Here is a 10000-nt window from a genome sequence, read left to right on the forward strand (position 1 = left end):
CCAGCGCGCTGTTGAAGGCGCTCAATGCCTTTGAGGCACCCAAGCCGGAGATTATGGACAATGGCGACGTCTTCCTCGAAGGCCAGCGCGTGGGGCAGCTTAAGGGGCTGAACTTCGTGCAGGCGGCCGGTGAAAGCCTGATTGAGGACAAGACGATCCGTCAGGCGGCGCACCGCGCGGTGACGCCCCTGATCCGCGAGCGGCTGCACGCCCTGGCACAGGCCCCATCCAAAACCCTGCGCCTGAAAGGTAAGCAGGTTCTGTGGCAGGGCGAAACGGTCGGCCATATCGCCCCGTCAGATTACTTCAACCCGGTCATCCGTCTGGAGTGTCAGTCCGATCAGGCGGCGCTGGAAGACCGCGCGCGTAAACGGCTGACCGATTTTGTGCGGCAACAGGCCCTGCATCAGTTGAAACCCCTGCACCGGGTCTATGAGGCCGCCCACAATGAGGCGACCCCCGCCTCCGTGCGTGCCGTGGCGTGGCAGATCTATGAAAACGGCGGCGTGACCTTGCGTGGCGAAGACAAGCTGACGGGGGATGAGCGCAAGTTGCTGAAAGGGCTGGGCATCCACGGCAATCGCTTCGTCTGGCGTTTGCCGAAGCTGTCGCCACCGTTGATGCAGGCCTTTGGCGGGGCGAAGGACCATCCGCAACGCGCCCTCAGCCTGAAAGGGCTGGTGGCCATTGCCGGGCATAAACCGGTCCGGCTGAAGACGCTGGATGCACTGGACAAGGCCCTGAGCGAAGGCGTGTGGCACAAGGGGGTGATCTATCTGCAACCCGGCGCCACCGAGGGGCTTAATGATAAACTGATGGCCGCGCTGGGCTTTGCCAAGGCCGGGACGCATCGCTTCGGCGAAGGGGATGCGGCTGCGGATTATCAGGGCTGGCGAAGCAAATCCGGCACGCCAAAAAAAGCCAAAGAACAGGCACCCTTCGTCAACCCCTATTCACCCTTTGCGGTGCTGCGCGGTGGTTGATCACAACCCCAGAAACGACAGCATGATAAAGGCGCAGAACAGCACGAAGTGCGTGGTGCCCTCAATGGCGTTGGTCTGACCGTCATTGAGGTTGATCGCCGCCACCAATAGTGTCAGAGCCGTCATGATGCTTTGGGTAGGGGTCAGGGCCATGTGGATCTTCTGATCGTTGAACAGCGAGATCAACTCGATCACGGGCACGGTCAGGACCACGGTCGAGAGCGAGGCCCCCAGCGCGATATTGATCACCGGCTGCATGCGGTTGGCCAGCGCGGCGCGCAAGGCCGTCAGGATTTCAGGACTGGCCGAAATGGCCGCCACCACCAGCGCCGGAAAGACCGGCGGGATGCCGGTGCCTTCGAGGCCGGTGCCGAGAGTCTTCGACATGACCTCGGCCAGTACGCCAATCAGCACCAGACCCGCGACGAGGATGGCCGCCGAATAGGCCGTCTTGCCACCGTGCGTATGGTGTTCATCGCCTGTCCCGGCATAGGTATAGCTGAAGAAATAGCTGTGCTTCGTGGTCTGAAGGCGCAGAAACATGGCGTAGAGGAAGACCATGATGCCGATGGAAAACACCGAATAGGCCTTCCAGTGCGCCACTGGGATAAATTCGGGCACCAGCATGGAGACGCCCATACCGGTCATGATCATGACGATATAAGTCTTGCCCGAGGCATCGTTATAGGGCTGCTCACCGTGTTTCAGGCCGCCCAGAATGGCGGCCACGCCGATAATGCCGTTGATGTCGAGCATCACCGCCGAATAGATGGTGTCACGCGCCAGCGTTGGGTTGTGTGAGTGGCCCAGCATGATGGCGAGGATGACCACCTCAACCAATACGGCCGACAGGGTGAGGATCATGGTGCCATAGGGTTCGCCGACCTTTTCGGCCAGCACCTCGGCGTGGTGCGCCACGCGCAGCGACACCAGAATGATCACCCCGATCAGAGCGATAGACGCTATCAGGGCCACGCTCTGACCGGAGCCGACAAGGCTGTGTTCCAGCGGAATGGCAATCGCCGCCACGATCAGCGCGATCAGCAGATTACCTTCTGACTTCAACAGGCCTGTCACAACGAATCCCCTGGTGTTGAGCGTAAAACAATCGATTGCTGACCTGCGGCATCGGCGCAAAATATGCAATGCTTTTTGCAATCGCAGGGTTAGAATGGGGGATGGATTCTGCCTCTGAAACCTGCCGTATTGATGTCTGGCTGTGGCGCGCCCGCTTTTTCAAGACGCGCGCCCTGTCGGCGAAGTTCGCCGAAAGCGGCCTTTTGCGGCTGGAACGCTTCGGCCAGACCGCTCGCATTCAGAAGGCCAGCCACACAGTCCGAATTGGCGACCGGCTGACATTCGCCATCGGGGCGCGGCTGGTTGATGTGCGCGTCCTCGACATGGGGGAACGTCGCGGCCCGGCCAGCGAGGCGCAGGGCCTCTATGAGCCCTGCGAATAGGTTTCACTCTCAGGCGCAAAGCATAGGCTTAAGCCAAAGCCCTTGGGCGGTTTAGTAAAAATCGCGGTTGGTGTGCGGCTAAAGCCTTGACAGTGCGCGCCGCAAAAGTCATGACCCCCAAACACTTTACAGACCCTGTTTTGTGGCACCTGTCCCCACTAAAGGCACCTGAGTTCCATGACCTATATCGTCACCGATCCCTGCGTTAAGTGCAAGTTTATGGACTGCGTCGAAGTCTGTCCGGTGGACTGCTTCTATGAGGGTGAAAACTTCCTGGTTATCAATCCGGATGAGTGCATCGACTGCGGCGTCTGTGAGCCGGAATGCCCCGTGGACGCCATCAAGCCGGATACCGAGGATGAGCCGGACGGCAAGTGGCTGGAGGTCAACTCCAAATACGCCCGCGTCTGGCCAAACATCTCGGTCAAGGGCACGCCGCCCGCTGACCGTGAGGATTTCGAGCGCGAAACCGGCAAGTTCGAGAAATACTTCTCCGAAAAGCCGGGCGACGGTAAATAAAGACAAGGAGCGCCGCATCGGGCGCTCTTTTTGTATCTGAGGCAGCACCACCATCCTTCTTGACTCCGCCAAATATATCAAATAATCATGATATATGGATAAAAAACAAACTCTCGATGCCCTTGCGGCCCTCAGTCAGGAAACACGCCTCGATGTCTTCCGTCTGCTCGTGCAGGTGGGACAACGGGGCCTGCCTGCGGGTGAAATCGGTGACCGTCTGGGGGTACGTCAGAATACCATGTCCGCCAATCTGGCCATATTGACTCAGGCCGGTCTGATCCACAGCGTGCGCGAGGGACGCAGCATTCGCTACTTCGCCGATATGTATGGCGTCAGCGGGCTTTTGGGGTTTCTGATGGAAAACTGCTGCGGCGGGGCGCCTGAACTGTGTCAGCCCGTGATCGCCAAACTCACCTGTGCGTGCTGAGGGGCAGCGCATGGGGATGGTTTTACGCAAATTAGCCGCTGAGGCACTGGGCACCGCCTGGCTACTGGCGATTGTCGTCGGGTCGGGCCTCATGGGGCAGACCCTGTCAGGCGGTAACACCGCTCTGGCGCTTATGGCGAATGCGCTGGCAACGGGCGCAGGCCTGATCGTACTGATCAGCCTGTTCGGGCCGCTGTCCGGCGCGCACTTCAACCCGCTGGTGACTCTGACCTTTATGATGCGCGGCGACATCAAACCGGCTCTGGCGGCGGCCTATATAGTGGTGCAATTCGCCGGAGCGGTCATCGGCGTCGGGATCGCCCACGCCATGTTCGGCGAGGCCCTGATCCAGTCGGCCACCCGACTACGCGACGGTTCCGGCCTTATGCTGTCCGAAGCCGTAGCCACCTTTGGCCTGATGGGTACAATTTTCGGCTGCCAGCGCTTTAAACCCGACTTCACCCCCACCGCCATAGGCCTTTACATCACCTCAGCCTATTGGTTCACCAGCTCCACCGCCTTTGCCAACCCTGCTGTGACTGTGGCGCGGAGCCTGACCGATAGCTTCGCGGGCATTGCCCTCGGCTCCGTGCCCGGTTTTATCGCCGCTCAAAGCGCAGGTGCCGCCATGGCCGCCCTCGTTTTTGCCTGGTTGCTAAAGTCGTCCCCACCCCAGATCTCCCAAGAGAGCAAAACCACCCCGGAGAGGATGGCCTCATGACCGTCACCATCTATCACAATCCCGACTGCGGCACCTCGCGCAACGTCCTCGCCGTCATCGAAGCGGCGGGCTATACACCCCGTGTCATTCCCTATCTCAGTGTGGGCTGGCAGCGCGAACCGTTGCTGACCCTGTTTGCTGAGGCCGGTCTGACGCCGCGTCAGGCCCTGCGTGAAAGCAAGTCGCCGGCGGCTGAACTGGGCCTGCTGGACCCCGGCGTCAGCGATGAAGCGTTGATTGAGGCCATGCTGACCCATCCGATACTGGTCAATCGGCCCTTCGTCGTCACGCCCAAGGGGACGCGGTTGTGCCGCCCGTCGGAGGTCGTGCTCGATCTGCTGGAACGCTGGCCAGCCGGTCCTTTCCGCAAAGAAGATGGCGCGCTGATGATTGACGCGAGTGGGAATCGCATCATCGGGTAAAATACAGTAAGCAAGGCGCATGACCGTCCCCGACCCTGCCGTTAGCGCCCTGATCACCGCCCTCTTCTGGCTGGACTACGCCGCCGTGGCCCTGTTCGGGGCCTCCGGCGCCATAGCGGCGGCGCGCGGGCGGCAGGACATCATTACCTTCACCTTTTTCGCCGCTATTACCGGCGTTGGCGGCGGGACGCTGCGGGACCTCCTGATCGGAGCACCGGTGTTCTGGGTCCAAAGGCCGGACTACATCCTGATCTGCGCGCTGGCCGGACTGGCCGTGTGGGGACTGGCTCCGCGCAATGCCTCACCGCGCCCGGATGGCAAGCCCGGAAAACGGATGCTGGCCATGCTGTGGCTGGACGCCATGGGGCTGGCGGCCTATGCGGTGGTGGGGGCGGCCAAGGCGCTGAACCTCGGCGTCGCGCCTGTGTCCGCCGTGGTCATGGGCGTGCTGACGGCAACCTTTGGCGGGATTATCCGCGACGTGCTGGCCGGAGAGCCCAACCTGTTGCTGCGCCGGGAAATCTATATCACGGCCGCGCTTTTGGGGGCATCGGTGTTTGTCACCCTCAGCCTGTTTGGCCTGTCCTTCTGGCCGGCGGGCCTCAGCGGATTCGCCGCTGCCCTGGCGCTGCGCGGGGCGGCGATTCACTGGTCGCTGAGTCTGCCCGCCTTCGGTCCGCGCGATCACGACAGCCGTAACAAATCTTCATAATTGTTGCCGCCTGCGACGTGATGCCTCTGCACCCCCGCCCCCGCCCCTATACTTTCATCCACAAGCTTTTTTGAACGCGCCCCCTCCCCGCTCGGAAATTTGCCACGCCCAAAATCCTGATGAAACAGGAAATACAGTCATTTAAAATTAAACACAGGCCCATTTTGATTGAAAATGATGCGCAAATTCGCTGTTGCAGGAAGTGTACGCGCGGATGACCTCCGGATTTACTACACCCGTCCATTTGCAAGATGCAGATACACTTGGTCTCTGACCTCAGCTCCGTGCCACGCATCACGGCGACGCTTTCCTGACAGCCGGACTTTATTTTTGTGTAATTTTATGATAGACATGATTTCACTGATGCAAAGGCGCGCGTCGCGTTCCACCGGCATCTCCCTATATTCACCTAAAATGCCGCCTGCGCTCTCCCGCACATCCGGCATCTTCGACAAAGGTCGGATGACAGGCTTGTCTTAGTCCATTCATACATAGCAGCGATGCCCCTAAGCCAATCAAGGGACGTCGTTGTTTTTTTGCGTCTGCGTCTTCCGGCCTCCTCCCTGATCGCCGGTCAGCCGTCGGCGTCGTGTGAACGGATTACCTCAGCGCCTGACCTTCGGCCTCATTCAAACAGAAAGAGGACCGCAATGACGACTGTTGCAGCAGAACTCGAATTCAAGACGGGCGACAAGGTTGTGTATCCGGCGCATGGCGTGGGCACCGTGGCCGCCGTTGAGAGCCAGGAAGTAGCCGGCTATCAGCTCGAAGTCTATGTCGTCACCTTCGACCACGAGAAGATGACCCTGCGCGTCCCGACCAAGAAGGCCAAGACGGCCGGTCTGCGCCACCTCGCCCCCGCCGCCGTCATGTCTCAGGCGCTGGTGACGCTGAAAGGCCGTGCCCGCGTGAAGCGCACCATGTGGTCGCGTCGCGCGCAGGAATACGAAGCCAAGATCAATTCGGGCGACCTCGTCTCGATCGCCGAAGTGGTGCGCGACCTGCACCGCGCCGAAAATCAGCCGGAGCAGTCCTATTCCGAGCGTCAGCTTTACGAATCGGCTCTGGACCGCATGGCCCGCGAAGTCGCCGCCATCGAAAAGATCGACCGCGACGCCGCCGTGGCCCTGCTCAACAAGTCGCTGATCAAGGCGGCCTGATTTTGGGCGACAGCCTCAAAGACAACCCCGGAGAGCGATCTCCGGGGTTTCTTGCATTCAGGCCAGAGTCCTCAGGCTCGGTTCGCGGTCGAAATAGCGCTGCGCCGCCGCGGCGATAAAGCCGTCGGCCTCTACCAAGCCCGCGTCCGGCACCACGCCCGCCTTATCGAGCAGGGGCTGAGCTTCCGGCGTGTGGCCGATGGCCTTCAGGTGCCCAAAGGCGTTCATCACCCATTCGACCGAGGCCGCTTCCTTGAGGTGGCGCTGCGTCCCCGCCTCCGACAGCAGGACAAACACCGCATCGAACAGTTGCGACGGCGCGCCCAGCAATTGCCCGTCGGCATCGGCCAGACTGCCATCCGATAGCGGTATACCGTGGATCTGCACCCCGACCACGAAGGGCGTCGCGCCCGCCGCCGTGATGTCGGCCTTGAGCTGGCGTAGAACCGCTGCGTCGCTATCCTTGCAGATCAGGATACCCACCTTGCGCCCTTGCAGGGTCGGTTTCAGGTTCTTCTGGATAGACAAAGCGTCGGACGGTGCCAGGTCGATGGGTTCACGCGCCGCATGCGCTGCGTCAGGCAGGTCGATCCCCAGCCCCGCCGCCACGCGCGCCGCCAGCTCGTCATCGACATTGCGCAGATTGGCCACCATGCGCGGCGCGACGCCCCGCAGAGTGACCTTCGACAGTTCAAACACGAAGGCCGAGGCGATGTGGGCGCGCTCGGATTCTGTCTGCGATTTCCAGAACAGGCGCGCCTGCGAGTAGTGGTCGGCAAACAGCTCCGGCCGCACGCGCAGCTTGTCACCCTGCTCGTCCGCGCCGTCCTGAGCCGGGGCCGTCGTAAACCCGGTCACAGGACATTCGCGCGGCCCGCCGTCTTCGCCGTGCGCCCCCAGACTGTTGGGCTCATAGTTGGCGCGCCCCTTGGGCACCTGCATCTGCATGTGGCCATCGCGCTGGAAGTTCTGGAAGGGGCACTTCGGCGCATTGATTGGTAACTGGTGGAAGTTGGTGCTGCCCAGCCGCTTGAGCTGCGTATCGAGATAGGAGAACAGCCGTCCCTGCAACAGCGGGTCATTGCTGAAGTCGATGCCGGGGACGATATTGGCCGGGCAATAGGCCACCTGCTCCACCTCGGCAAAGAAGTTGTCCGGGTTGCGGTCGAGCACCATGCGCCCGACTATGGTCACCGGCACCACCTCTTCCGGGATGATCTTGGTGGCATCGAGCACATCATAGGGCAGGCTGTCGGCCAGCGCCTGATCGAACAGTTGCACCCCCAGTTCCCATTCGGGGAAGGCCCCGCTGTCGATGGCCTCAAACAGGTCGCGGCGGTGGAAGTCGTTATCGGCGGCCTGAATCTTCAGTGATTCGTCCCACACCAGCGATTGCAGCCCCAGCTTCGGTTTCCAGTGAAATTTGACGAAGGTGGATTTGCCCTCGGCATTGACGAAGCGGAAGGTGTGGATGCCGAACCCTTCCATGGTGCGAAAGGCGCGCGGCAGGGTGCGATCGGACATGGCCCACATCAGCATGTGCGTCGATTCCGGCATCAGCGACACGAAGTCCCAGAAGGTGTCGTGCGCCGAAGCCGCCTGCGGATAGCCCCGGTCGGCCTCCATCTTCACCGCGTGCACAAGGTCAGGAAACTTTAGGGCGTCCTGAATGAAGAAGACCGGGATATTGTTCCCCACAAGGTCCCAGTTGCCTTCCTGCGTATAGAATTTCACCGCGAAGCCGCGCACATCGCGCGGGGTATCGACGCTGCCCGCCCCGCCGGCGACGGTCGAAAAGCGCACAAAGACCGGCACGCGCTCGCCCACCCGCTGGAACAGATCGGCCGTGGTGATGTCGGACAGGGACTGCGTCAGTTCGAAATAGCCGTGGGCCGCCGAACCGCGGGCATGGACGATGCGTTCGGGGATGCGCTCATGGTCGAAATGAAAGATTTTTTCGCGCAGAACAAAGTCTTCGAGCAGGGTTGGGCCACGCGCCCCGGACTTCAGGCTGTTCTGGTTGTCGGAGACGCGAATCCCCTGATTGGTGGTCAGATGCCCTTGCGGCGTGTGCGGACCAGAATGATGGACCTGCTGATGGGTTTCTCCGCCCTGACCGGCGACGGTATCGAACTTCGCGGTGTCGTCCATTTTATCCTCGTGATAGGTATGACCCGCCGCCGGAAGGACATTTCGGCCTGATGCCATAAAGAGTCACTGCGGATTCACCTGTGGCCGGTTTTCCACAGTAGATGATTTCATTTTTAACCATCTTGCCTGATCACCGCGAGGCAGGTATCAGGGCACCTCTTTGACCTCACACCGGAGATTTCCGCATGCGCCAGATTAACCGGCCATCCGAACGCAATCTCCCGTCGGGCCTGAAATAGGCCCGAAGGGCCGTTTTCGCTTTCCCGTTCCCAACCTACAGAAGGACCCCGCGCATGAACCTGCGCGGGCGTGTAAGGTCATGTCCTCGTCTCAATATGTGCGCTTTGTGACGCCGCTGATCCATCCGTGGAGCGGCGTCGAAAGCGGTTTCTTTCAAGCGTCGTGGTATCTGTACCGCAACGGCGCGCCGCGCTGGATTACCGACGAACTGTCTGAGCAGTTCGACTGGTACAACCGCTATCTGGCAGTGCCCGACCGAATCGGCCGTCACTTCAAGCGGCGGCGGTCAATCTGGGGCATCTGCTGGTTCGATCCGAAGGCGCTTGAAGCCATTGAGCGGGCGCGCTACTGCGCCTGGCTTATTGGCGAAGGTGGCCTGCCAGTGCGTGACATCAAGGCGCGCATCGCCAAGGAAATCATCTGGCGCGATTCCCAGCAGATCGTCGTCAAGCCGATGTCAGACCTGCCGAAGGCTTTCGCCTGAACACGGGGTTTTTCCGCTTGACGCTGTGGCTGGCTTTGCCTATAGAACGCGCCTCTTGCGCTGCCGTTGAAAGGCCGCGCCCTGTCTATTGTTTCTAACGAAGGTGGATATCATGTCGCGTCGTTGCGAACTCACCGGTGTCGGCCCGATGGTCGGCCATTCCGTGAGCCACTCAAACATCAAGACGAAGCGTCGCTTCCTGCCCTCGCTTCGTGAAACCGCGCTTCAATCCGAAGCTCTGGGTCAATCCTTCCGTCTGAAGATCTCCAACGCCGCCCTGCGCACGCTGGACTTCAAGGGCGGTCTGGACGCCTTCCTCGTCAAGGCTGACGATACCGAACTGTCTCTGCGCGCCCGTCGCCTTAAGAAGCAGATCAAGGCGAAGCTGGCTGAGAAGGCTGCGGCCTAATCTTTTAGGCATAAACCGAACACGCGAAAAACCCCGAGGCTCCGGCTTCGGGGTTCTTTGTTTATATCGGCCGTTCAGGGCCGATAATCGAACATCAGCAGGTGGGTCGGGTCATTGTCCCCGATAGGATCGCTGATCAGATAAAGCCGGTAACCGTCGCGCGTTTTCACCGCCGACACGCCCTCATAATTGTCGATAGGCAGGGGCGGTTCGATTCGCAGGATCGTATCGACCAGCTTGAGGCGATTTCCTTCCAGCCGCAAAACACGCAGGACATTGCGCGCCCCCACCACGGGCAGATAGAAGCGATAG

General features: G+C 60.7%; 12 protein-coding genes and 1 pseudogene. 10 read left to right on the forward strand and 3 right to left on the reverse strand.

Going from position 1 to position 10000, the window contains the following annotated elements:
- Positions 1-983, forward strand: a pseudogene (locus LDL37_RS11980) (phosphonate-binding protein); the annotation flags it as partial.
- Here the strand turns inward: LDL37_RS11980 and LDL37_RS11985 are convergent.
- On the reverse strand, positions 984-2060 hold the full coding sequence (locus tag LDL37_RS11985; RefSeq protein WP_126420581.1) for a calcium:proton antiporter: 1077 nt from the start codon (positions 2058-2060) through the stop codon (positions 984-986). It abuts the pseudogene before it with no gap.
- Between the two features lie 101 nt (positions 2061-2161).
- On the opposite strand from LDL37_RS11985, the gene LDL37_RS11990 reads away from it, so the two are divergent.
- From LDL37_RS11990 to LDL37_RS12020, 7 genes are all read left to right on the forward strand, one after another.
- On the forward strand, positions 2162-2443 hold the full coding sequence (locus tag LDL37_RS11990; RefSeq protein WP_290798521.1) for an RNA-binding S4 domain-containing protein: 282 nt from the start codon (positions 2162-2164) through the stop codon (positions 2441-2443).
- Positions 2444-2620: 177 nt separating this feature from the next.
- Positions 2621-2962 carry a ferredoxin FdxA gene (gene fdxA / locus LDL37_RS11995; RefSeq protein ID WP_013478606.1) on the forward strand — a complete coding sequence of 114 codons (342 nt, stop codon included), beginning with the start codon at positions 2621-2623 and terminating at the stop codon, positions 2960-2962.
- Between the two features lie 94 nt (positions 2963-3056).
- A complete protein-coding gene (locus tag LDL37_RS12000) occupies positions 3057-3389 on the forward strand; it encodes a helix-turn-helix domain-containing protein (RefSeq protein WP_290798525.1) in 333 nt (110 codons plus the stop codon).
- Between the two features lie 10 nt (positions 3390-3399).
- On the forward strand, positions 3400-4110 hold the full coding sequence (locus LDL37_RS12005; RefSeq protein ID WP_290798528.1) for an MIP/aquaporin family protein: 711 nt from the start codon (positions 3400-3402) through the stop codon (positions 4108-4110).
- The gene (gene arsC, locus LDL37_RS12010; protein WP_290798530.1) at positions 4107-4532 is read left to right on the forward strand and encodes an arsenate reductase (glutaredoxin); all 426 of its coding nucleotides are present in this window, start codon (positions 4107-4109) and stop codon (positions 4530-4532) included. The genes LDL37_RS12005 and arsC overlap by 4 nt, the downstream gene beginning before the upstream one ends.
- 19 nt (positions 4533-4551) lie before the next feature.
- A complete protein-coding gene (locus LDL37_RS12015) occupies positions 4552-5244 on the forward strand; it encodes a trimeric intracellular cation channel family protein (protein WP_290798534.1) in 693 nt (230 codons plus the stop codon).
- A gap of 650 nt (positions 5245-5894) precedes the next feature.
- Positions 5895-6404 (forward strand): CarD family transcriptional regulator, encoded by a 510-nt coding sequence (locus LDL37_RS12020; protein WP_013478601.1) that lies wholly within the window; start codon positions 5895-5897, stop codon positions 6402-6404.
- 57 nt (positions 6405-6461) lie between these two features.
- On the opposite strand, the gene LDL37_RS12025 is transcribed toward LDL37_RS12020, so the two are convergent.
- The gene (locus tag LDL37_RS12025; RefSeq protein WP_290798538.1) at positions 6462-8555 is read right to left on the reverse strand and encodes a catalase; all 2094 of its coding nucleotides are present in this window, start codon (positions 8553-8555) and stop codon (positions 6462-6464) included.
- A 319-nt stretch (positions 8556-8874) separates the two neighbouring features.
- On the opposite strand from LDL37_RS12025, the gene LDL37_RS12030 reads away from it, so the two are divergent.
- A complete protein-coding gene (locus LDL37_RS12030) occupies positions 8875-9279 on the forward strand; it encodes a hypothetical protein (protein WP_272740382.1) in 405 nt (134 codons plus the stop codon).
- Positions 9280-9391: 112 nt separating this feature from the next.
- On the forward strand, positions 9392-9688 hold the full coding sequence (rpmB, locus tag LDL37_RS12035) for a 50S ribosomal protein L28 (protein WP_013478599.1): 297 nt from the start codon (positions 9392-9394) through the stop codon (positions 9686-9688).
- A gap of 74 nt (positions 9689-9762) precedes the next feature.
- Here the strand turns inward: rpmB and LDL37_RS12040 are convergent.
- On the reverse strand, positions 9763-10000 hold a 238-nt coding region (locus LDL37_RS12040; protein ID WP_290798544.1), incomplete at its 5' end, for a hypothetical protein.

The organism is Asticcacaulis sp. (assembly GCF_020217185.1).
Lineage (GTDB): Bacteria > Pseudomonadota > Alphaproteobacteria > Caulobacterales > Caulobacteraceae > Asticcacaulis.

Excerpts from the sequence above, each read along its gene's own strand:
- LDL37_RS12000 (WP_290798525.1), top strand. The coding sequence starts at position 3,057 with ATGGATAAAAAACAAACTCTCGATGCCCTTGCGGCCCTCAGTCAGGAA.
- fdxA (WP_013478606.1), top strand. The coding sequence starts at position 2,621 with ATGACCTATATCGTCACCGATCCCTGCGTTAAGTGCAAGTTTATGGAC.
- arsC (WP_290798530.1), top strand. The coding sequence starts at position 4,107 with ATGACCGTCACCATCTATCACAATCCCGACTGCGGCACCTCGCGCAAC.
- LDL37_RS12025 (WP_290798538.1), bottom strand. The coding sequence starts at position 8,555 with ATGGACGACACCGCGAAGTTCGATACCGTCGCCGGTCAGGGCGGAGAA.
- LDL37_RS11990 (WP_290798521.1), top strand. The coding sequence starts at position 2,162 with ATGGATTCTGCCTCTGAAACCTGCCGTATTGATGTCTGGCTGTGGCGC.
- LDL37_RS12020 (WP_013478601.1), top strand. The coding sequence starts at position 5,895 with ATGACGACTGTTGCAGCAGAACTCGAATTCAAGACGGGCGACAAGGTT.
- rpmB (WP_013478599.1), top strand. The coding sequence starts at position 9,392 with ATGTCGCGTCGTTGCGAACTCACCGGTGTCGGCCCGATGGTCGGCCAT.
- LDL37_RS12015 (WP_290798534.1), top strand. The coding sequence starts at position 4,552 with ATGACCGTCCCCGACCCTGCCGTTAGCGCCCTGATCACCGCCCTCTTC.
- LDL37_RS12005 (WP_290798528.1), top strand. The coding sequence starts at position 3,400 with ATGGGGATGGTTTTACGCAAATTAGCCGCTGAGGCACTGGGCACCGCC.
- LDL37_RS12030 (WP_272740382.1), top strand. The coding sequence starts at position 8,875 with ATGTCCTCGTCTCAATATGTGCGCTTTGTGACGCCGCTGATCCATCCG.